Source organism: Cysteiniphilum sp. GTC20157, from assembly GCF_055396795.1.
In genome coordinates, this window is record NZ_AP044698.1 from 94958 (window position 1) to 118026 (window position 23069).

The following is a 23069-nucleotide window of genomic DNA, read 5'->3' on the forward strand; positions in this document are numbered from 1 at the left end:
TATTTATGCTATGGAGGCATTTTAAGCGCTATTGTTTTATAAGTGAATACCACAAAATTAAGGTATTAATGTGAGGTTCTTAAAAAGCGATTAATGAGAAATGTAATGATGCCAAAAGCAAGGCAAATAATCGCAATATATAAAAATACGTGGCTGTAGGTCTGATTGCTTAATAATAAATTTGTTGCTTTGTTGTCGGTAATAGTCAGCATAGAAAGTTGGCCTGAAACGGCAACACCAAGACCACTTGCAAACTGCCAAGCGCCTAACGCAAAGCCTCTGTTTTTCTCATTAATATACTCTCCAGCGGCAGCATTGCCATTGGGTTGTACGAGGATTTCACCTAGTCCCAAGAAGAAGAAAAATATAACGATCCAGAAAAAGGCAACCTGATGATCAGCACCACTAAAATAGATAGCTAGTGGAATGCTAGCACCTGCAATTGCGGTAACAATAAGTCCAATAAAGAACTTTTGATCAAATGCATTATGCTTAAGCTTGCGATACCAAAAGTAGCTCACGCCAATTGCACAAATAAACATGCTGATATACCAAAATGTGATGACAGATCCAGCTGGGTATACAAAACCAAAAATATGTCGATTTAAATTGTACTCAGAAAAGAGAGTAATATTAGTTTGGGCTAGCGTTGCAATGCTCCAGTAAGCAACATTGATCAAGCAAAATACAAGGAACTTTAGTACCCCTTTTTTCTGAGTCATGTTGGGTGCTTGTTTAACGAGATAGAAAAAGTAGCCTACAAGCAGTATGCCGACAATATAAATGGTTAATGCAGCTGTGTTTGGCCGTTGGATAAGATAGTGCACAACGATAAATGTAACCACAAACACGAGTATGCTATAAATATATTTGTTGAATGAAACTGAGCTGTTAGATTTGGGGTATATGTGTTGGAAGCCAAGAAAAAGCAACAAAGCAATGACGTTATAAACAGCGCCTATATAAAAGGCCGCTTGATAGCTCAAATAATCCGCAATAAACCCAGAGCTAAAGGTTGCAATCATACCGCCGGTTGCTAAGCTAATATAGGCAACCGTGAAATAATAAGATCGTTTAGTATTTTGCTCAGGAAAGCAGCTATTTAGTAGTTTCCAAATGCTCGGTAGATAAAACGCGCCACCAATGGCAATACAACTTAAACTGGTGACAAGTAAGGGTTCACCAAATTGTGCTAAAGCAAAAAAGCCAAAAATACTAAACAGTTGCCCAATGATTAGTGTACGTTTGGCATCAAGTAGCTTATCAGCAACAATGCCGGCGACAAGTGGCAAGCAATAAAAAAGTGAAAAGAGTGCGGTGTTGAGCATATATGCTTCACCTTCACTGACCTTAAGTGATAACGTTAAATATAGCACGGTTAAACTAAACATTACACCGGTACTCATTGTCTGAAATAGGGTAATGAAAAACGTTAGTGTGACGGGTTTGTTTTTGATTAACATATAAATTATCCTTATTTTCTCCCTTTAAATTAAAGTGCAATGATACGCGAAATTCAAAACAAATCACTAGTAAATAAGTATAACTTATGTTACTTGTCTAGTTTAATGACTAGTACTGCAATTAAAATACTCACTGCAGCTAGATAAAGGGGGAGTAATAAGTAGAATGTTGTCAATAAGCCAAGCGTGAAAGCATTAATCGCCCAAGCAATACCAAAAACAGATGTAGTACCACCCATGATGGCACCCTGTTCATGGCTCCCAACTTTGTTGGCAATCACTGATAATAAGGCGGTGTAGAAGATGATTTCTAATAACGCGCCAACAAATGCGCTGATAATCATCGAGCTTGGGCTTAAGAAAAAGGTGCAAAGCGCCAATAATATCGCAATAATAATACCACTTAACAGCATCGCAAGATGATTGTTAAGGCGCTTAAGCACGACGTTTTGAAAGTAAAGTGTTGAAAATGCAAAGCCTAAACTCATGATCACAAAAACAAAACCAATGCTTGCCGGTTCAAATTGGAACGCTTGTGCTAGCACTAATGGCAAGCCTTGGGCGTAGTAGCCCCAGCCGATTTGCAAAAGCAAAAAGGCTAATGCAAGTATTTTGACACGCTTATCGCTAAACATTACTTTAAAGCTAAAGATGAGGCTTATTAGTTTAAGCTTTTGATTCTTGATGCGATTGGTGTAGGTTTCAGGTAGGAATAAACAAACACTTAGTAGGTTGATTACAGATAATCCGGCACCAAACCAAAACGGTAGTGTAATGGCTTGATACTCCGTTTGTGATAATAAGCCAACAGCTGTCGTTATTAGGGGACCAAAGACAAAGCCAATAGAGGCAGCAAGCGTGATTAAACTTAAATTTTTCACACGATTTTGTTCGTTAGAAATATCCAAGATAACTGCTTGCGCGATACTAAAGCTGCCACCAAAAAAGCCGCAAATAAAACGACTAAGTATAAAAATGCTTAATGAGCCTAACGCTAAGGAGCTCACAGATAGTAAATAAGCAATAATCGTACCTGTTAATGAGACGATGATCATCAGTTTGCGTCCATATTTATCAGAAAGTCTGCCGATAATCGCACTACCAATAAAGATCCCCAAAGGCCATACTGCCATCGAAAGACCATAATAAAAATTGCGCAGCGAATCAGGTATGCCAGATCCAAAAAACGGACTTTGTTTTGACATGATGATCTCAGGAATGACGGGAAAAACAAGCCCCACACCCATGACATCAATAACAATAGTCAGCATCAAAATAGCGACTAATAAGCGGTTGTTAACCGGTTTCATTGATAACTCCAAATATTTAAGTAACATTTAGTAAAGTTGGCAAGTGCTCAACTTTTTATCATTATTATAACTAGCGAGCCACTTTAGAGTGTTGGCAGATAAACTGCAATTAAAATGATCGGTTTTTTCTGGTCTGTTGTTCATTCAAATAACCCTTTCTGATTCGGTGGGTCGAATAACAAATCATCGACTTTAACACCAAGATAGTTTGCGATTGGACCTAATATTAGAATGCTAGGATTACATTTTCCATTACAGATTTTGCTGATGGTTCCGGTTGACATGCATAAGGCGCGAGATATTTCTACAGTGTTAATATCTTTTTCGTACATGAGGAGTTTAATGTTTTTCCCGATGATAAATAGCTTGCGAATTTCATCATCATTGCGACCTATGGAGGTTTCCATTGCTTTGTGGGTGCTCAAGTGGCTACACGCTTTGGAAAGATGCTATAGAAAATAAAAATATTATTCAACAAAAATATTGTAACATATAACATATTCTGATATCATGCCACCCGAGTTGTCGACGAACCGTAGTCCGCCCCAGACACGTTCGTAGCTGAATTTCCTCCACCTTCCCTAGAAAATGGACTTTGTTCTCAGCAAGGACGGCAACTCAGAGAGTCACGATCTTCCTATAGGAAACAATAGCAATAGTAAAACGTTATTTTGAATATATCAAGCTTTTATTTTGAAAAAATCGATTTTTTTTACTTTATCAGGGTGAGGTTATTATAATTCCTTAAAAATAATCTTGACAATCAAGCCCGAAGAATGAGGATTGTTTTCGATGAAAAGTATTGCTTTATTGTGTGTAACAATCTCTTTGACGATGGATAAGCCTAAACCTGAGCCTGAAAGGTCATGACCTCTAGCACAATCCACACGGTAGAATGGATCACAAAGTTTGGCTAGGTGTTCTTTAGGTACACCTGGGCCTTTATCGATAAACAGTAAGTACAATTGATCACTCTCTTGTTTAACCTCCACCATGACATCACCTGCATATTTTAGCGCATTGTCAATCAGGTTTTGCATGACGCGTTTGAGTGCCTTATGCTGAGTTTTGATAATAGCGGACTTCAGTTTTGTTGAAAACGATACATTAAATCCATTTGATTGGTATTCATGACATACAGATTCGCTAAAATCAACTAAATCAATTCTTTGCTGCTTTTCATTTAGATAATACTTTTTTGTGTAAGTACTAATTTGACCAAGTAGATATTCCATATCGTCATAATATTGAGTAAGTTCCTTGTGGTGTTCCTCAGGGATTTGGTTATACATATAGAGCTTGGCTTTTGTTAGCGGTGTTTTTAGATCATGCGCAATTGCTTTAATGGTATATATTTTTTCATCCATAAGCGCTTTAAGTTTTTGACCGGTTTGTTCCATCAACTGTGCTAGGTTTTTTAGGTTAAATGGTTTCATAGCAGATGAAGTATGGCTAAGGTTGAGTTTATTGGCAACTTTTTGCATTTGCAAAAATGGTTGAATTAACTTTTGCTTATACAGGAAATGTAAAGGAGTGACGATTATCATAAATATGGCAAAGAATAAGAGCAGAAAATATAAATAATAACGATTGGGTAACTCAATAGTGAAATTTGCACATTGCTTAAGGTCTGCATAACAAATAGAGACCTGTTTTGAGGAAAAAAATGGTAATGAGCCTAGCCCGTCTTTGATTTGCTTTCTGATGTCTGTATACAAAAGGTGACTATTTTTTTTATACTGCGCCGGCATATCCAGTTCAATAACTGGCAAAAAAACAGGCTTTTGAGTAAATAGATAGGTAATGTAACTAGGAGTAGTATGTGCAATCGGTTGTTGGGCGCTTTGCAAGGTTTCGTTCTTGCGCAAATAGACTTGAAATATCGTATTGGTTAGTGAGTAAATTATTTTATGATCTTGATGATCACGATAATTCTGGTATGAAAGGACGATAAAGCATAAGTTTAAAATAACAAAAATAATGAACAGAACCGGGAAAAACCAAAATCTAATATACTGTTTAATATTGTCATAAAATTTCATCATAAGCTTTAGTTGGTCTTTGTTGTGTAAAATCATCCATGATTATAAGGAATCGTCATCAAATAAACTAAATGTTTGCATTGCCTATCCTCCCTCTATCTGTGTTGCTTAAACTTTATCATAGCCTTACTATGTCTGCGTTTAAGACGCCTTGATAGAAAACAGATTTGCTTTGCTAACCTTTTACTTTATTTTTCTTCAATCCCTAACGAGATAAACTGGATCTATTATATCCAGTTATAATAAGTCAGCAAGTTTTATTTTAAGCAATGTGCTTGTTTAGTTGTATTGCTATTTGATTTAAAATTGCCCAATAGGCTTGCTCAGGTTGTATGGCAAAATGCTGGGCAAGAGCTTGAGCAAATGACACCATCATTTTCGCAAAAAGATTGCTGTTAGCTGCCTTAACAATGGCATTGTAATCAGATATTGTTGATATATCTGTCTTTATCATGAACATCAATGCTTGATAGCTGTCAGTGAGTCCTGCCTGTTTTTCTGATTTGTGGACATGATCAATAACACTTTGTGGTAACTTTAAAGTAAAGATTGTGACACCGAAAACCTTAATTGGCTTATTGATATGTAATGCTGACTCAAGGGCATTGTTAACATCAATGATTGCCTGAGTAACACCTGAAATGGTTGCATTTTGGCGCAATAATTGAATGTTTGATTCAACCATTTCAGGTTTTATATTGTAAAGATTATCAATCGTTTCCTGCTTGGTCTTTGCGTAGGCATCTTGGGCATCAATTTGTAGTTGATAAGCCATGGCATTAATGGTGACATATGTGTTTTTAGCACGGTCTAGACCTTGTTTTTGGATGTTTGATAAACCATAGATTGTCATATAATTGATGAAATGATTAAAGTCCTGTGCTTTGTCACTGCTATCGTTATTTTGCCAGAAATTAACACGTGCTTCCCATGCCTTATCAAAAGCATCCTTATAGTTTAGTAAATGTTTATCCATTACAGGAATGTTACTAACATTTTGTAATGCATTATATACCTCAGTGGCAGCAACTTTGGTTTGTTGGGTAGCTAGAGAAATGTTTGGGTCCTTCTTATATGCAGGATATTCTTTGATTAGTAGGTCGGCAAATGAAATTCCCGTTGACATTGTTTCAATATAAGAGTGGCTTTTAGCTGCATTATAAAATGCCTTTAACTGTTTGACGCTCTCTGGATTGCCGGATATGCTGTCTTCTGAGAAGTCTTGAAGTGACTGACTGATGATGTCTTTATTAATTTGGTCAGTATTTTGTTGAGTAGAGCTTGCAAATGATAGATTTGCGCCTGTTATTGCAAGTGATATGCTCGTCAAGGCAGTGGGTAATTTCTTAAAGTCCATTATATCTCCTTTGTTTTTCAATTGGTTAGTTTTGCAGAGATATACACACCGTAGAATGATTTACAGTCGGTATACAATAAATGATTTTGTGCTCTGCAGCACTATTGTTAATGCGAAATAAGGAAAATACTGCACGAGTCAAAGCAAAATGGACGGATTGTCTGAAGTTTGAGTGGTTAGATACCTGATATTGAAGGTGAGGTGGTGGTCACAGTGGCATTATTTAATGTGGAATTAAATAATGTAGGCGCATAATTATTATCGGTCGTTTTGTCATTTTCATTATTATTTGTATTTAGAAGCTTATTTTTTTGATATAGGTTATAGATGCTACTGAAAATGGCGATTGCTGAACAAAATAAGGCAGCGGCAAACCCAAAAGTTGCAATATTAGCGCCTATAGCAAACAATACAACGGTAAGAACTGTTAAAGCAACAGTGATTAGAGCAAAAAACTTAAGCGGCTTTTCTAAGCGATAAAGGAATTCACGTCTCTTGATTTGACTTGTGCATAATGTTAGTGCGAGCATGGATTCATGACAATCACCTGCTTTATTGTTGGCTTTAAGACGGTCTTCCAGTTGTTGTAAGGATTTGATCAAGCTTTTATAACTTTCTTCACTATTGTTAGCATTTTGAATTTCATTCTGCCACTTTTGATAAGATATCTGGACCTGAGATATGCTCTCTTGATTAACCAATTCAGCTAAGGCATCAATCGACAATGACTCACACATTAGATAGCTAATACGTGCATCACACAGCTTGGCTGCTCTTTCGCTTAGGAGCCATGAAATAACTAAAACACTTGTACCGCCAATAGGACTAGCTAGCGTGCTGATGGTGCTTAGTAAGCTACAGGTTGATACAATTAATGCGCTTAATGCAATCCCACTGCAGAGGGTGAGTTGTGCCGTGCTGTATAAATAATGATTTCTTGCCCATTTATCCTCCTTTTGATCGGAGTTTACTGCCATTATACTGAGTATCATCGTGTCAAATAATTGCCAAGCTAAACCGATAAAAGGTAGTTGTAAAGCTAATGATTTAATGCTTAATGCTAGAATTTCATATACATTGCGGAATAAGCTAAGCCAATCGACATAAAATATATAAGTACCAACAATTTTTCTGGCTGAATTTTTAGAGGATCGATCAAACAATGATTCGAGTTTTTGGAGTAGATGTAAATCAGTATGTGTGCTGTCATTGAATTTTGCGCGCAAGAATGTCTTAAGTTCAGGAGATAGTGTATGCAGATTTTCCATTTCCAATAAAGCATGTTCCCAATGCAAATTGACCGACCCTTTATAAGAGAAAGGCCAAAATTCCAAAGTTGGCTTACGGCGATATTTTTCTAATTGATCGCTAAAGATTGGCATAGACATCATCCTTTTAAGAGTAAAATAAATAGATATTTAAAAATATCTGGGCGATACACATAAAGCAATTACAGATGCTAGATATGGACAGGACGATTGTTTTGTGTGATTTGCAGATTCTTTATTAAAGGGGAAATTCATGAATTGCCCCTACTAATCAATCTGTCCGATAACTGCGTCAAATATTGTCACTTAAAATATAACAATGTAACTTTTGTGTCAGGCATCAATATGATGCTTTGGTGAAACAATTAAAACATAAAGATTAAAAATTAATTTTAGGAGAAATGTATGTCAAATATTATTATCAAAAATAATGCAAATAATGCTGAGATGAAAATCAGTGGTCAATCAGGTTTTGAATTGTTGGAAGAGTTTGAGCAACTTAAGGTAACAACAAAGGATTATTCCCGCGCTGGATTAAAAACGCATGAAGGTACAGATAAGTTGAGTAATAGTGGCGTTCCTATCAGAAATTTTAGAAGAGCATTGCTTAATCTCGGTGATGCTAAAGATAATGATGTCAAAATTGAAAAAGATAATGATGTCAAAATTGAAAAAGATAATGATGTCAAAATTGAAAAAGATAATGATGTCAAAATTGAAAAAGAGGCTGGTATTATTACACCTTTAACAATAACAATGGATAATGGTGCATTTAATCGTTTAAGAAATTTATTTGCAGGGAAAAACTCACTATTTGGTGACACTGTCAAAGCAATGAGTAATTTGCTTAAACAGGTTGATAATGATGTGGCAGGTGGACGTGGTAGAGCCGAAAAATTTCTTGATCGAGTCATTTTAGCTTCTATAACATCTGAAGGCGATGATTTGAAAACGAAAATTCAAGAAGCAAAGCAAGCTTTAATCGATGGTATGCAACCTAGGCAGCGTAATTTACTTGAAAAAATTGGTGATGCTATCGTTAAAGCTTGGCATAAATTAGTAGCCTTTTTTAAAGTTGCCAGTACAGGTATTAAATGTGCTGCAATAGAGCAAGCAGCAGAGTTAAAAAAGTCGAATAATTCGCAAAATCAAGACTCAATTAATACAGCAAAGAGTATGGCGATTGAATACACAAAAGGCTTAGCTAATGGAACTGTGCCAACAGGAACAACATTAGAGAGTTTTTTAACAACTAAGAAATCAATAAATGAAGACGCGAAATCTTTATCTAAAGAATTTATTGAGTATTCTAATACTGTAATGACAGATAAAGACAGCAAAGCGTACGATGAAGCAAAGAAGTTGGCAAAGGATACATATGTTGGTGAGAAATTTGACGGTGGTTATGAAAAGAAAATTAGTGATAAAGTAAGTAAGCTTAAAAAAGCCATTGAAGGGAATAAGGAAGAAGAATCGTCTAACAAAAATAATACAAGTCATGTGGGCAAGGATGCAAAATTATCTAATTTGCTGAACTTTATAACTAAGAATACAATCCAAGTACAGGAGTCTAAGTTGGGATACACGTACCATAAGGAGGCTTATGTAAAGGAATACGGTTCTGTTAGATTACCAAGATGTATTTTGGATGCCTACGCGAGTAAAGGAGGTAATTGGGACGTAGCCCAGACGGTGAGGTTGATGGAAAAAGATATAATAGATGAGGGAAAGGAGATAGCAAACCCAAGTCCTTTTATTGCTAAACTGACTCCATATATGAAAGATAGTAATACTGAGTATAATGCTAAGAAATCATTTATGAGTAGTGGTGGTTATAATACTCAGAGTTTGGAGCCTGATTTAAAGGAAATGCTATCCGATAGTAATAAACTTGCTAATGTCGTTAATTATGGAAGCATAAATAATTCAGAGAGTAATAAAAAGGTGGAGGATCATCCAGAAGCAAACAAAGCTTTCGAGAGAGCTCAAAAAACTCTTCTAGAAAACAGTAACTCTAACAGCGCAAAAGTAGGCTGATTCCTAGAGTAGCTTTATAACCTTTCTGAAATGAAGAATAGCGATTAATTAGGATTAGCTCTGCTTCATATGATTTAAATATTTTAAAAATAAAGTACATTTTATTTGCAGATCACTCTTGGATTTGCTCCAAAGGCTTTTAGCGCACAAAGCGAAAGAAGCAAATAATATTGCATCTTTCGGACGCTTTTTATTCCCTGCACTAGTGCTGGGAGTCTATGCAATAGGTTTTAAACACTTAATCTTTAACACATTAAAAAGGCAAACATATGATTAAATATCAATTAAAAGACAATGGTGGCAACAATAACAATGATTGTTTGTTAATTGCCATCGGTCGACTGGATAATCCAGATTTAAATGAAAAACAGGCTGTTGAAGCTGGTTGGCAGGCTGTTCTTAAAGGTGTCAATACGATGGCATTTGATGATTTACAGATGCTGTATACCGAGCTAAAAGATGCTTATTCAATGGATATTAAGAATATTGGCAGCTATTTTTCCTTGGATTTTAATGATGATAATTCAATAGCGTTATTCAAATCCAGGTTGAAACAAACGTTTGGGGTTGACAATTTATCACAAGATATTATTGAGACTCAGTTGCAGGACAAAGCAAGGCAAGAAGTTAATGCTTTTTTGGGGCATTTAAAACAACAAAAAGATTTCCAAAAGTACGTTGAACTGCTTATAACCATTCCTGAAGATAAAAAACAACATTTGATGTTGGTATCTGTCAATGACTTAGAGTCTCATCCAGGTCAGGTTTATGAGCAGTTTAGAGATTTAATATTATCAGGTAAAGTCCCGCATTTTATGGCTCATAACGGTGAGCATTACAGTAATATTGTGCCCACTAAAATTGATTATGAACTATTTGATCAATCAACTGACCCAGAGCAATTAATCAAACAAGCATTTGTTAACCTTGTGAATGATGCATTGCTCGATGCTACAGGGTTTCATCCTGAAGCCTTAACAAGACTAGATGATAATTCAAATTCACAATATACCTTACAGACCTTGGACAATGATCTTAAGTTTGAACAGGATATGCGGCAAGCTAAGAACGAGTCAGCAACGTTGTATCAAGAAAAAAGATTAAATAATCCCAGTGAGAATATATCGAGCAATATTCTACAATCTGGAAGTGTCGATTGCCCTACGTGGGAAGGGCTACCTACGCAGGAAGAGCTAGAGGCATACTATCATGAACAAGAGGCACGAGAGGTTGCGACGAAATTAGAATCGCTTCTAGCGTTTGTTGATAAGAATATTGACAAGGATTATATCAATAATTCGCGTTATACCTATGAATTAACGTATGGGGGTAAGCAATACTACGTACCATGGAGTTTGATGCAGGCCTATGATTCAAGAACATTTGGAAGCTATGATAATGACAAGATTATATCAGGGTTAAAGGCAGATCTGAAGCAGGCGAATTCAGCGGATATTATTGCTCAAAAATTAAAAGCACCGATGTACGGTAAGCTATATAACAATATATATGGTGTAAGCAACGAATATACAGAATATCTGAAGGAACCTAAACAGTTTAATGAAAAAGTAATAATGGCAGAGGACGAGAAAAATAATAATGAATTCAGTTTATTTAATCCTAAGAGCCAAGGTTACCTACCAGAATTCAGTAAATAATTGATTGGTATTACATGATTTTAAATAGACAAAAAAGCAATCATCTGGTTTATCTAATTTGATTTCATGTTTGTCTGATAACTTAAGACTAAACAAATTTAAAAAATAGCAACCAAAAGTAAGGAAGATTAAAAGTGACCGTTAAAGTAAGCGAAATATATAACCAAGCCAAGCAATTGAAAAAAGCGGGGCTTGGTTTTAGTGAACGCATTTCAAAAATGGAGCAATACTTGTTAACAAAAGAGTCGGGTTTTGTGCAGACATTAGCAGATAAAGGTGTTCAAAAAGATGACGCATTTGTCGCGTGGTTTGGGCTATCGCCAATGGCGGCGCGGAAAAACACATTTGAGGGGTTTAAACAACTAATAGATACTTTAGAGTCTAATCCAAGTAATTTTTCAACAACAATGCAGCAACTGAGGGATCATTATTTGGTTGAAAGTGGCTCAGGTAATCTTAAGGTTTTTTTGGCTGAAAATCGCTATAAAAATGAAGCGTTTAATACAGCTTTTGAAAATGCGTTGGCAGACACGAAGAGTGATAAGGCGGATAGTGGAAATCATATGATTTTTAAGCAAAATAAAGAGATGTTTGAACAAAAAGCTGTAGCAGGAAAGTCTGTATAGTTTTCACGTAAGATAGGGGGTGGAGAAAAATAAAGTAACAGGGTTGCAAAGCAAACATCTCGTTTGTTTTGTAACAATTCATTACATCGGGGGAGTGTGTTATGGAAATAGCATTTGCACATGCGACTGAAAGGGTTACAGCGAATAAAGTAGACCCAACACAAAAAATAGATGGCAAAAATTCAAGGGCTGGTAATCCCTATAATGGTTTTTATAGATTGAGTAAAAAAGATCAATCACTTGAGGCGGGTGATGAGTATTTTATCAAGGTGCCAATAAATAAAACAGAATTTTTTTTTGAAGCGTTAGCGGCACGAATTATTGCTAAATTCAAGGAACAAAACGTGATTCCTTTAGAGTATCAGCATTTGTTTGTTACCGCGGAACCGGTGACAATTTATGATGGAGATAAAGAAACAAAAGCCTTGGCATCCAAAAAAGCGAAAGTGACAGAGCTTTTTAAGCTGTTTTTCCCATGGGAGGAATCCAAGCTTAGGAGTAACAAGTTAGAGAAATTTGACAATAAATATTTATACCAACTGATTACTAGTTTTAAATCTGCAAATAGTGGATTATCGATGGTAATATTTATGTCGCTTTTGCTAGGTGACTATAGTGTTCACTCAGGTAATGTTTTTGGTATAAGTGAAGGTGATGGCAAATTGAGCTTTGGGAAATTAGACTTTGGTGCTGCTTTCCGCGACTTTGCAAAAAATAAGAGCTTGATTAAGCCGCATGAGTATGAGGTGAACTTATACAAAAAGTGGTATAAAAACTATCTTGAGTATTATTTGCGAATCCCGGGGTTTAAAGCCTCTTTGGAAGAGGTAAGAGAAAAGTTTTCAGAGGCTGACATAGACAAAATTAAGCGTTGTTTTAACGATGGCTTCGACGAATGCTATACTTTTTTTGATTTGAACAATCATCAAGCCATGTGCCAGAAGTTGTCCAAATATAGTAGTATTGATTTTGCCGACCAACAGCGCCGAGAATCACAATTTGGGACAATTATTAGCGATCGGTTGACAAGCCCCTTAGTTACAACAGAAGCAGGAGAAAATGTAAAAACGTATAAAAAGTACAACACCATTGAAAATCCAGTGTATGAACTCAGGACTTTTCATGGGCAAGTGTGTGTTGGTGAGCAAAAGCCGTTATCTGCAAAAAGTAATTCCGCAGAGATCAATCTGTGGGCGATACTAAAGAGCAATTATGAACATAAAAAAGATGACACGAGTGATGATATAAAAGCAGTTTTTACCAGTTTGATGAAGATTTATGCGCATATGCTGGGTAAGAATGCTTCAAAAGAAATGGTGCATGATGCTGGTTTAAGGGCTAAGAAATATCATATTTTAAATCAATTGATTAATGGTGTTAGTGATATTTTGATAAGTGAGGAAAGCAATGAGCTAAACGGCTCAAAGTACAAACAAGTGATCGAAAAGTTTGATGCAATTGAGAGAAATGGTGGTTTAAGCATTCTAGATATACATTCCTCAAAAGGGAAAGCGCTTTTACGCAAACTTGTTGAGGTTGTTTTGTACCCTTTGCTGCTTGTTGTCTCGTTTGTTTTTCCAAATGCTAAAGACTTGCTGGCGCCAAAAAGTGCAGCACTTTTTAATCAAGCAAAAAATACGCTCACACAAACGTCTGAAATTCAGTTTAATGCCCAGTTTCAAAATCAGTTGGAAGCAGGAAAGCAAATGGAAGTACACCCAACAAAATGACTGATATTTATTCTGAAGGTAGCTTTTGAGCACTGTATAAGTCAATAATAAATTACTAAATTACTAAATTATTTTTATTGTTAAATGTATAAATAAGGAGAAATGTATGCCCAATCAATCAGCAGTTCAATCCATGAAAAATATTACCCAGAATCATAAAAATTACCTTGAGCAAGTAATGAAGACAAATATAACGAGAGAGTTTAGCAAGAAAAACGTAATTGATGAAAAGATCAAGTTATTAATGATGCAGTTTGAACAGTCTTCATCAAAGTTTTCAGCATCAATAGATACCTTGCTTGAGGGAGCATCGGTGTCAAGCCAGATTAAAACAGGGGTTTTATCAGGTGTAGCGGGTGTTGTAAGTGGTCTTGTTGCTCGATCTGCACTAAATGAAATACTCCCTATTCCTGATTTTACACCAGGTAAAAATCTTGCAATTAATACAATCAGTGTGGCACTAGGGGGTGTTGTTGCGAATGCGTTTTATAATATCCTGCCTGAAAAAACAAGGTCAGCAAGAGACTCAGAGGCATTTCAACAACAATTCGAAGAATCAGGTTTCTTGGCGTTGAGTAACGACTTAACGGAAAAATTTATTAGACTTTTTCATTATCGTGAGTCTTTACTGTTTGGGAAGCAATACAATATGCCTATTGATATGCGTGCCGAGTTTAAGGACTCATCAAGTAAGGATGAATATAAAATTGCTGTTGAAACCTACTTTTTGACTGAACTTGATAAACTATTTGTTAATACATTCAAAGATATTTATGAGATTCATGATGAAAAGATTCAAAATGATAAAAATAGTTATGGTATGACAAGAGGCATCAAACGTTACTTTGATGATGTTGATCCAGATAATTTTACACAAAAGCTTCAGGTAAACTTTTTAACTCAAGTCAGCAAGTTTCTTACCAATCAAGCTGATGAGCCAAGTGTATATGCGCAACACCCCTTTTTGGCAGCAAGTGCGCTAGGGCTTGCTGCCGCTGCTTTGACAATTGCTGCTGCACCTGTAAGTGCGGGAATTGTTTCAGGGGTTTTAATGGGTGTATTTGCTTATTATTTACCGTCAAATATTGAGTCATTAATGTATAGTCATAGTAAAGATGAGCGGCAAACACTTAAGAAAATTACACAAGCAATTAATGATGAAGCAACCGAACTTGATAGACAAACCAAACAAGTGATGCCTACTTCAAACAGTAGTATTAATCAATTACAAAATTATGTTTCTAATCAATGTGATGGCGTTATATATAATGCTTATATTCTAGTTGGATCAACGCAATCCTGGCTTCAGGAATATGCTAAGCGTTATCGTCATAGTAAACGCATTGAAACCGACCTTGGTGCAAATACGATTGAACCAATCACCAAGACTGCTGATCGTCAAGCGATAGACTTTGCCAAGTTGCTCGCGGCAAATATCAATGACTCTACATTTGAGAAGTGTATCCAAAAAACTCAAGAATATTTAAATAATCGTGATAACAGCAGTTTTATCGAAAAATTTGGCGTGAAAGCAAAAGTCAAAGATCAGATATTAGAAATTGTTGCTACTTTGCCGAAAGATAAAGTGTTGCCTCAGTATTTGACTGCTTTTTATGTCAATGAACTTGGTGGTATTGCGCATGATTTAACACAAATACGTGATCTTAAGACCAATGAGGCGTTAACAGATGCTGCCAAAAAACTCAATACTGCCTTTGGTGAGACTTCTTTAGACAAGCAGGCATATATTTTAAGAGGGGATAGTGTGTTACGTCATCTTGTGGCGCTGCCTGCAGACGAGAAATTGCCAAAGATTGATGAAAATAATATCGATAATTACTTAACGCAATCCAGAGATTTCTTGTTTTCGTTATTAAAAAAACCAGACATTGATTTAAATGCAGAAAATCACCTTGAACAAGCGCTTACATACAGTAATGAGTTCAGTGTCTATCATACATTACTACTTGAACAATTAGCAAAGTTGATTGATCCAAATAATCAATCAGTAAAGGATAAAACAAAGGCAAAAATACATCTTTTTCTTAAAGAGAAATTATTTGTTGATTATTCAGACTTGTTAAGTCAAGCATTTACTGATGCCTTGTTAACTGGCAATAATCCAACGCTTGAAAGTATGCGTGAATCAATGCGCAATGCAATGGCTTATACTAAGCGATTTTACTCTCCTTATGCACTTATCACGGCAGAGGCAGAAGCATTTGTGAATAATAACGATAAGCTTCTTTTTGCATTGCATAATAAGCGGGTTAATTTCATGCCTGAAGCATCGAAGGCGTATATAGATAAACTCGATAAAGCGATAGAATCAACGGCAAAATTTATTGAAAAAATCAAAGATAATCAAATTCTTATTGGTACTGGTGCATATGGCGTTTATTTATACGAAGTACAGCAGGAGATTACAAATGCCATCAATGATATTAAGCAATATATAAAGGACAATCCTGATCACAATAACGTGGATCTAAGTCAGGCAATAGAGAAGCTCGGTACATATAAGGAGAAGATAGATCATAAACTTTCCTTAGAGAATATGCGTTATGACAATTCACGGTATTATCAGTTGATTGATGAGATAATAACCGAGGTGCAAGCCTATGAAAAATCACAACATGGAACCTTTAGGAATGATAATAATAAAATAAAGGTGGCAATGGCTGTTATTGAAAATCTTAAAGCATTAAAAGATAAACCGATTGAACAAGTTAAGTTTGATGATATTTTTAAGCTTTCTGAAACAACCGAGCAAAATAACAAAGACCTTCAAGATTTAAAAAGTAAAGTTGGTAACTCATTACTTGATGGAATTAGCAGACTTTTAGAACACTTTAGGGTGTATATTAATCAGTTAGCGAGCGCTTCAAACAATCATCAAGCTGAAGTAAAGATTGTTAAGCGCGATGGGAATATTGAGATATTCTATGAGGCGGAGGGTGATGATTCCTCTGAGGGTGATATCTATGAAGACTGTAATTCTGAAATACGAGAAAGTTGGGAGTTGGTGCCTATGTTTAATCAAGGTGTATCTGATAAAGACCCTAATTTAGAAAATGGTCAGTAACTAAGTACCTAAACAATAGTTCCTTGGTAATAATGGATATTCGGATCAAGTCCGAATATGACAACTTGCAGTCATTCTCGGACTTGATCCGAGAATCTAAAAAACACATGACAATATTTACATAGGTATTTAAGAGAGAGACCACTCATGCCAAATGATTTTGAAAATAAGGTAAATTCCGTTGAAATGGTTAAAAAAACCATGGATTATGCGAATAAACTAAATTTACCATTGGTAAATAGTGCCATAAGACCTCTTGTGCTATATGGTATTGCTTGGACTCTTTCTGAAGTGATACAAAAAGCATCTCAAGGCTATTTGCCAAGTGATACAACACATGAAACGATGCAAAATACCCTTACATTCTTGTTGGAAAGTATTGTCTCACCATTGGCAGCAACGCAACTGTATAAAATAGTGGGGGATTTTTTTGCAATCAAAAATATCGATAAAACAGACGAAACTGAAATTAGTAATGCGGAAAGTCTCAGGCGTTTAGCTTTATTTGTGAACTTAGGGTTGCGAATTAATGGTTCATATCCCATCATAAATAGGTCGATAGACCTATCCCTGAGTTTGTATAACTTTCGGGAATGGATTTATTTGGTGACAGGAAGCCATCCATTGATGTTTGGTAAAACGTCCTTAGACGCTTTTGATATTGATTTTTTTAACTCGCGTAATCTAGATTACGCATTTGTAAGTTGCAAAGATGCACAAGGGAAAACGTGTTTTGAGACCAAATTTAACGTACCTTTGATTGCAAAATTGTATCCGCATAAAGTGGGTTACCTACCGGGCAAATGGTGCAAGGATAATGATAAATGGGTGTTTGCTACAACGGTTTCAAAGGATGAATTAATTCGTGAGTGTGATCAAAGATACCAGCAAAATTGGTTTACAGGAGGTGGCAAAGTATCTGATGTTGTTGCGTTAACGGCATTGGGCAAAACATATGACATTCACTATTACAAGCCTATGTTGTTAACGAATGATAGTGAAAAAGGGGTTGAAGTTCTAAACAATCTGGAAAAGAGTTACCAGCAATCAAGACCTTTATTGGTTAAGTTTGACCAAACTAAAAAAACGCATGCAGCAAACAATGATCTTTTTATTAATGGCTTGAAGAAAATTTCAGAGAATGAATATGAAAATATTTTTTGGGTAAAGCAACAGGAAAGTGTTAAAGAAAAGGCTTTTTCAAAGTGATTTTTTGGGGCTAATTCATCAGGTAATCAATTTGTCCAATAAAGAGGCTATCTATTGAAAAACTGAGTAACAATATGTAACTTAAAACATGCTTTTTAAGCACTGTGATCTAAAAATTGATCAAAAATTCATTCATCAAGAAATTATAAATCAAAGGAGATAAATATGGGGCGTAACGAATTATTAAATGCTATTGAATCAATAGCTAATGAGGAAATTAAAAATCAGGTAATTGATTCTGTAGGTGAGTTAGAAGCAGAGTATAAATCTAAGTTAATGGACTTAGCTAAGGACAATAGTGATCTAGAAGAAGCTTTTAACGAGGCGATAAAGATTGCGGAAGAATACAAAAGCCAACATGAAAGTGACAATCAACAGATAAATGATCTTAATGAAGCCTTAATTAAGAATCAACAGCAATTTGATAAAGTAATTAAAGACTTTTATCAGGAAAATGAGCTACTTCAAGACAATAATTTCAAACTACAAGATGAGCTAAATAATATAGGAAATAAATTTAATAAAATGGAAAGTGTACTTAGCTTAAAAAATGGAGAGTTAGAAACCGTCGAGTTTCAGCTTGCAGAAGTAAAGAATGAACGGCAAGAATTATTGACACAACACCAAAAATCAGAAAAAAAATTAATCAAAGACATTGAGGAAAAAAACAATAAGCTCAAAGAAAAAGCTGAGTTAATTGATGTTCTGGGAGAGAGAGTTGATCAACTTACTAACAGCAACCAAAAGCATCAACAAGAAGTGTTATTAAACCAGAAAAAGGTTGAAGAGTTAAATAAGGAAAATAACGCCTTACGTACAGAGGGCACTGATAAAGATCTTTTAATTAAAGAGTTACAAGATAAACTTAAAGCACTACAAGGTGATTTAGATAATACGAAGCAAGCATTAAATGAAGAAAAGCAGACAAATGCTGAAATGCTTAAGAAATCACCAGAGTCTAATGCCATAACTTTAGATGAGATTTTGAAAAAACAAGATGCAATAGGAAACGTTATAAGTGAAGGTCTCAAGGCTCCTGAGTCAATCAATACAGACTCTGATATTGGCAAGAATTTTAAGGATGCCTCTGTTAAATTCAATCAAGAGATGATCAACTCTCAAAATACTTCTCAACAAGCAGGCGATTCTTGGAGCAGCTATGGCAGTATAGCTGCTGCTATCAGTGCAGGCGCTGTATTTGCTGTAGCGACTACTGCATTTGCTGCAACACCTGCAATGGCGGCGCTCTTGGCAAGTGCATCAGGGTTGGGTGTGAAAGTTTACAGCGCAAGTGATAGCACACAAAATTTAATACCTAATGGTGCAGTGAGTGATGGTCACTTAAAAAATAGTCCTAGCAGCCAATCATCTATGAAAATGTTCAATGGTTATGAATCTACCAGTGATAATGTGGTTAAAAATCAAATGTAATAATTTTATGTCGAATGCAAATTATTCTGAAATCCGTATATTATGTGCTCAGTATATTTGTAATAGGGAGGGTAGTGCGCAAGCAATGGCACTGGATAATTACATTCATCAAGCTCATGGTTAGTTGGAAGCTGAGAAAAAACAAAAAACATAAAACATAACATAAAGGTAGGAAAATATGCCAGGCACTAACGATAGCAGTCAATCAATGAGCGATCACGCCTCTGAAAATAGTCAGCATCAAACATTCAAAGTGGATCAGATGCTAGATCCTATGTTTATCGACCATGGTCGGTATGTGGATAGAGATAAAACGATAAATGCATTTGAAACAAAAGAGTCTGGATACTTTCATGCGATGCGTGATGCTTATCAGTTTGCAAGGGAGCGTATTATTGATAGCGCTGAGAAACTAAGTTTTAAGCTTATTGATCAAATTCAGCAAAAAACCTATGAAAATGTTGAGTCGACCAATTATGAACAATTAAAAAAGATGCCTGATTACGAGCGCGAATGTTATGGTGTAGAAGAAGGTGTGATTACTCAAAAAAAACTCACTGATGGGTATTTTGGCGCGATGAAATTCAGTGATGAGGGGATTGCATTTGTACGTCAGATGTCTGATAACGTAAAGATCATGAAGAATCAAACTAAAAATTATGTTCATAACGAGCATATGGATATGATTATTAATAACAACTCTTATCGATTTTTAAGAGCGTTGGATGAAGGTGATCTTAACAAAATGATGGAAGAAGCGATTCAGCGATTTAATCAAACCGTTTCCACTGTCGATGGCAAACAAAAAGAAAAGGCAATTTTTGATTTATGTAAAACGTTAGAGCTTATTCATCCTTATCGGGATTGTAATTGTCGTACGTTTGTAATGATTTTACAAAATGTATTGCGCCAAAAGCATGGATTGGAACTTATCATTCAATCAAACCCTAACCTTATCGATAATTTGGGTTATGACGAATACATGCAGACAGTAATAACAAGAGATCAATACCAAAAAGATATTAAAATAGCATCTAAACAACTTCATGAGATTCACCAGCAAGCTATGTCGAAACAAATGGGCGCTCAAGATATATTGATTCGTGACGGTGTGGTACATGATAAGGAACGGCTGCTCAAAGTTGAAGACAGCTCATCACTTTTCAATCATAGTGAGGCAGAGAGTAACTATAACCCAGGGTCTGTAAATACGATAAAAAGTCAATATAGTAATGATCAAGGTGATGTTTTATCTATTCATACTACAAAAAGTGAGTACTTCGATGATGACAATGATATTTTTAACAAGACCATAGAAAGTGTTGATTTAACCAATAACAATGCTGATCAAGGCATGCCTATGTTGTTCAATACGCCTAAAGAATGCGAATTTATTTTATATAAGTAAAAAATAATTAAAAGGGAAAATGGCAGATTTTCCGAAAATAACGTTCTTATTTGTGACATTTTATGACAAAAAAATAATATATCCCACCTAAATAATCATAAAAATATATCATTAGACTTTTTATTACCTAACTAATTGGCATGGTTATTTTAGGATACCACTCGAGAGTTTTCTATTGACGAAAGTATAGGTCTGGGGTGTGTTCAAAAATAATATCTTACTATTTGGTATACATAAAGCGCAGATACAGCAATTAACTTTGTGCTTACCAAGTTGCCGTATTCTCATTTGTAAGCATACTTTACAGTTGCAGAAGCTCATTAAGGCGGAAAAGATTTCCCTTCTAGTGATGTCAGCATTTGATGGACATCAAACAAATGTTGCTATATGCGATAGACTCTGTAAGCAATATTTCAAGCTTCCTATTATTGTCATAGGAGATGTTGAGGATGCTGAATTAGAAATGTCCTTTTATTGTGCTGGTGTTGTGGATTACTTGTGTGGAGATATGAATATCAAAATACTCTCACGAAAAATTGAGTCAACCTTGCGGGTGTTAAAAGCTGATGAGCATTGTAATCAGTCTGAAGATATTATTATTGGCGATTATCGGTTTAATATAGATAGGAAAATTCTAGTTGACCATAAGGGGACTCAGTACAAGTTAACACAGTCAGAGTCATTTGCGCTTGATTTGTTGGCACAGCGCCAAAATCAAGTTGTTTCAAGAGATGAGCTTTATTGGTGGGTATATGATCGCCCTTATGATGGCATGGATAGAACCATTGATGTTTTGATGTGTAAATTAAGAAAAAAATTACATGCTCAAAAAACAAACAAACCGTTAATTAAAACTGTCAACCGAGGGGGGTATATGCTGAATGTGCCTTGTTGTTAACAAATGGGTACATTATATCAAGTGCATTTTAGATTTTTGAGTGTTGTAATTAATTCGCAAAGTTTGATGGGAGTAAATTAGTGAGATTCAAAAAATTGATTTTAGTGGGATTGTTAAGCATGACAGGCGTGGCATCTGCAAATATTGCTGTGGATAGTCTTTATGATATTTGGTCTGAAGATAAGCTTGCGTTTTCAAAGACTATTCATAACAATGATTCAAGCAAAACAGCCTATGTCAAAGTTGAATTGTTGGAAGTGAAGAATCCTTTGTCTAAAGATAAAGTCGAGAAAATGCTATCTTCTAAAGAAATGTCAGAAGGATTATTTATTACGCCAAGTAGATTGATTATTCCACCGGGACAGTCCAAAAATATTCGTTTTTACCATCCAAAAGGTAGGAGCAAAGATCAGATTAGCTATTATCGTGTCAATATGATTCCAGTATTACCGAAGAAAGAAGATGGGTTTGAGATTAATGATGAAGAAGCTTTGTCAAGTGGTGAGATATCTGCGGGCGTTGGCATTATGATCGGCTTCTCGAGTATCTTAGTGGTTCAGCCGCAAAATACCAATTATCAGACGAGTGTTAAATTCAAAGATAAGCATATTGAAATTGACAATGATGGTAATGCGCTAGTTGAGGTTGGAGTCAAGGCAAAATGTAAACCTAAAGAGGAGCTACAGAAGTTGTCTGTAGACTTGAAAGAGCAACATTGTGATGATCAAAATCTATTTGAACAAAGATATAAAGTTTACCCATCAAATCCCAAAATAATAGACACAGTGCCATTGGCTGATAGTGTTAATGTTGAGGTTTTTGAAAACGGTAAGCGTGCTTACAGCCAAAGTTATTCAATTGTCTAGTCCAAGCGGGCAAATCAAATAAATCCGATTAGCTATTTATTGTTTCAAGTTTAACCAACAGAGTTTTGATCTTTCTCGTAAGCTTTTGCTTGCTGAAAGGTTAGAGCTCATATTATCAAACCAAAAGGAGAGAATATTATGTTAAAAAGTAAGAAAATCTTAATGGCAGGTGTTGTAACAGCATTGTTTAGCAGTGCATGTTTTGCAGATGCAAGTGACAGCGTTACAAAAAAGATTACAGTTGAGATTGAGGTGGGGGCAAAAACTCTTCAGGATAAACTTAAGATGACAGAAGATACATCTACTAGTGCTGTGAAAAGGGGTGCGTTAGAAACAAATAAAGGAACTTCAAGGATTGATAACTTTATTACGTGGAATGATACTACATCAGGAGAGGTAGTTGTGACGGTTGCTAGTGGGGATAAAGATGGTGGATCATATGTCATTAAATCAGGTGAAAACAAAATGCCTGTGGCTTTTAGCATAGATGATAAAGAGATTAATGAGACTTCTGGGAGCGACAAAAAGCTGAAGCTAAACTCATCAGGTGATACCAAAGAGTTAGTAGTAACCTATGGTGATGGCTCTAGCGCTTATCCAGAAGGCGAATATTCAGGAAACTTCACCTTTAAGATATCAACTGATTTTTAACTAAATTTACTATCCCTGTCGTAAATCATT

The 23069-nt window shown here is 35.6% G+C and carries 17 protein-coding genes; 11 read left to right on the top strand and 6 right to left on the bottom strand.

Annotation, left to right across the window (positions count from 1 at the left end):
• Window positions 1-65: 65 nt before the first annotated feature.
• The 6 genes from ACZ5V8_RS00270 to ACZ5V8_RS00295 all read right to left on the bottom strand — a co-directional run bounded on the left by ACZ5V8_RS00270 (window position 66) and on the right by ACZ5V8_RS00295 (window position 7554).
• Window positions 66-1463, bottom strand: coding sequence for an MFS transporter (locus ACZ5V8_RS00270; RefSeq protein WP_464217898.1), 1398 nt, complete (start codon window positions 1461-1463; stop codon window positions 66-68).
• An 89-nt stretch (window positions 1464-1552) separates the two neighbouring features.
• On the bottom strand, window positions 1553-2773 hold the full coding sequence (locus ACZ5V8_RS00275; RefSeq protein WP_464217899.1) for an MFS transporter: 1221 nt from the start codon (window positions 2771-2773) through the stop codon (window positions 1553-1555).
• A gap of 140 nt (window positions 2774-2913) precedes the next feature.
• On the bottom strand, window positions 2914-3180 hold the full coding sequence (locus ACZ5V8_RS00280) for a helix-turn-helix transcriptional regulator (RefSeq protein ID WP_440617574.1): 267 nt from the start codon (window positions 3178-3180) through the stop codon (window positions 2914-2916).
• A gap of 327 nt (window positions 3181-3507) precedes the next feature.
• Window positions 3508-4818 carry a sensor histidine kinase gene (locus ACZ5V8_RS00285; RefSeq protein WP_464217900.1) on the bottom strand — a complete coding sequence of 437 codons (1311 nt, stop codon included), beginning with the start codon at window positions 4816-4818 and terminating at the stop codon, window positions 3508-3510.
• A 259-nt stretch (window positions 4819-5077) separates the two neighbouring features.
• Window positions 5078-6172: a hypothetical protein gene (locus ACZ5V8_RS00290; protein WP_440617576.1), complete on the bottom strand. Its 1095-nt coding sequence runs from the start codon at window positions 6170-6172 to the stop codon at window positions 5078-5080.
• A 176-nt stretch (window positions 6173-6348) separates the two neighbouring features.
• The gene (locus ACZ5V8_RS00295) at window positions 6349-7554 is read right to left on the bottom strand and encodes a hypothetical protein (RefSeq protein ID WP_464217901.1); all 1206 of its coding nucleotides are present in this window, start codon (window positions 7552-7554) and stop codon (window positions 6349-6351) included.
• A gap of 291 nt (window positions 7555-7845) precedes the next feature.
• Here ACZ5V8_RS00295 and ACZ5V8_RS00300 point away from each other — a divergent pair, with 291 nt between their 5' ends.
• The 11 genes from ACZ5V8_RS00300 to ACZ5V8_RS00350 all read left to right on the top strand — a co-directional run bounded on the left by ACZ5V8_RS00300 (window position 7846) and on the right by ACZ5V8_RS00350 (window position 23039).
• On the top strand, window positions 7846-9477 hold the full coding sequence (locus ACZ5V8_RS00300; protein ID WP_464217902.1) for a hypothetical protein: 1632 nt from the start codon (window positions 7846-7848) through the stop codon (window positions 9475-9477).
• A 269-nt stretch (window positions 9478-9746) separates the two neighbouring features.
• Window positions 9747-11135, top strand: a complete 1389-nt coding sequence (locus ACZ5V8_RS00305) for a hypothetical protein (RefSeq protein ID WP_464217903.1) — start codon at window positions 9747-9749, stop codon at window positions 11133-11135.
• 134 nt (window positions 11136-11269) lie between these two features.
• Window positions 11270-11761 carry a hypothetical protein gene (locus tag ACZ5V8_RS00310; protein ID WP_464217904.1) on the top strand — a complete coding sequence of 164 codons (492 nt, stop codon included), beginning with the start codon at window positions 11270-11272 and terminating at the stop codon, window positions 11759-11761.
• Window positions 11762-11862: 101 nt separating this feature from the next.
• Window positions 11863-13491: a hypothetical protein gene (locus tag ACZ5V8_RS00315; protein ID WP_464217905.1), complete on the top strand. Its 1629-nt coding sequence runs from the start codon at window positions 11863-11865 to the stop codon at window positions 13489-13491.
• A 106-nt stretch (window positions 13492-13597) separates the two neighbouring features.
• The gene (locus tag ACZ5V8_RS00320; protein ID WP_464217906.1) at window positions 13598-16576 is read left to right on the top strand and encodes a hypothetical protein; all 2979 of its coding nucleotides are present in this window, start codon (window positions 13598-13600) and stop codon (window positions 16574-16576) included.
• Between the two features lie 147 nt (window positions 16577-16723).
• Window positions 16724-17785, top strand: coding sequence for a hypothetical protein (locus tag ACZ5V8_RS00325; protein ID WP_464217907.1), 1062 nt, complete (start codon window positions 16724-16726; stop codon window positions 17783-17785).
• A gap of 165 nt (window positions 17786-17950) precedes the next feature.
• A complete protein-coding gene (locus ACZ5V8_RS00330) occupies window positions 17951-19216 on the top strand; it encodes a hypothetical protein (protein WP_464217908.1) in 1266 nt (421 codons plus the stop codon).
• Window positions 19217-19394: 178 nt separating this feature from the next.
• A complete protein-coding gene (locus ACZ5V8_RS00335; RefSeq protein ID WP_464217909.1) occupies window positions 19395-20624 on the top strand; it encodes a hypothetical protein in 1230 nt (409 codons plus the stop codon).
• Between the two features lie 199 nt (window positions 20625-20823).
• A complete protein-coding gene (locus tag ACZ5V8_RS00340) occupies window positions 20824-21522 on the top strand; it encodes a winged helix-turn-helix domain-containing protein (RefSeq protein WP_464217910.1) in 699 nt (232 codons plus the stop codon).
• Between the two features lie 80 nt (window positions 21523-21602).
• The gene (locus ACZ5V8_RS00345) at window positions 21603-22388 is read left to right on the top strand and encodes a fimbrial biogenesis chaperone (RefSeq protein WP_440616483.1); all 786 of its coding nucleotides are present in this window, start codon (window positions 21603-21605) and stop codon (window positions 22386-22388) included.
• A 138-nt stretch (window positions 22389-22526) separates the two neighbouring features.
• Window positions 22527-23039, top strand: coding sequence for a hypothetical protein (locus tag ACZ5V8_RS00350; protein ID WP_440616484.1), 513 nt, complete (start codon window positions 22527-22529; stop codon window positions 23037-23039).
• Window positions 23040-23069: the final 30 nt, after the last annotated feature.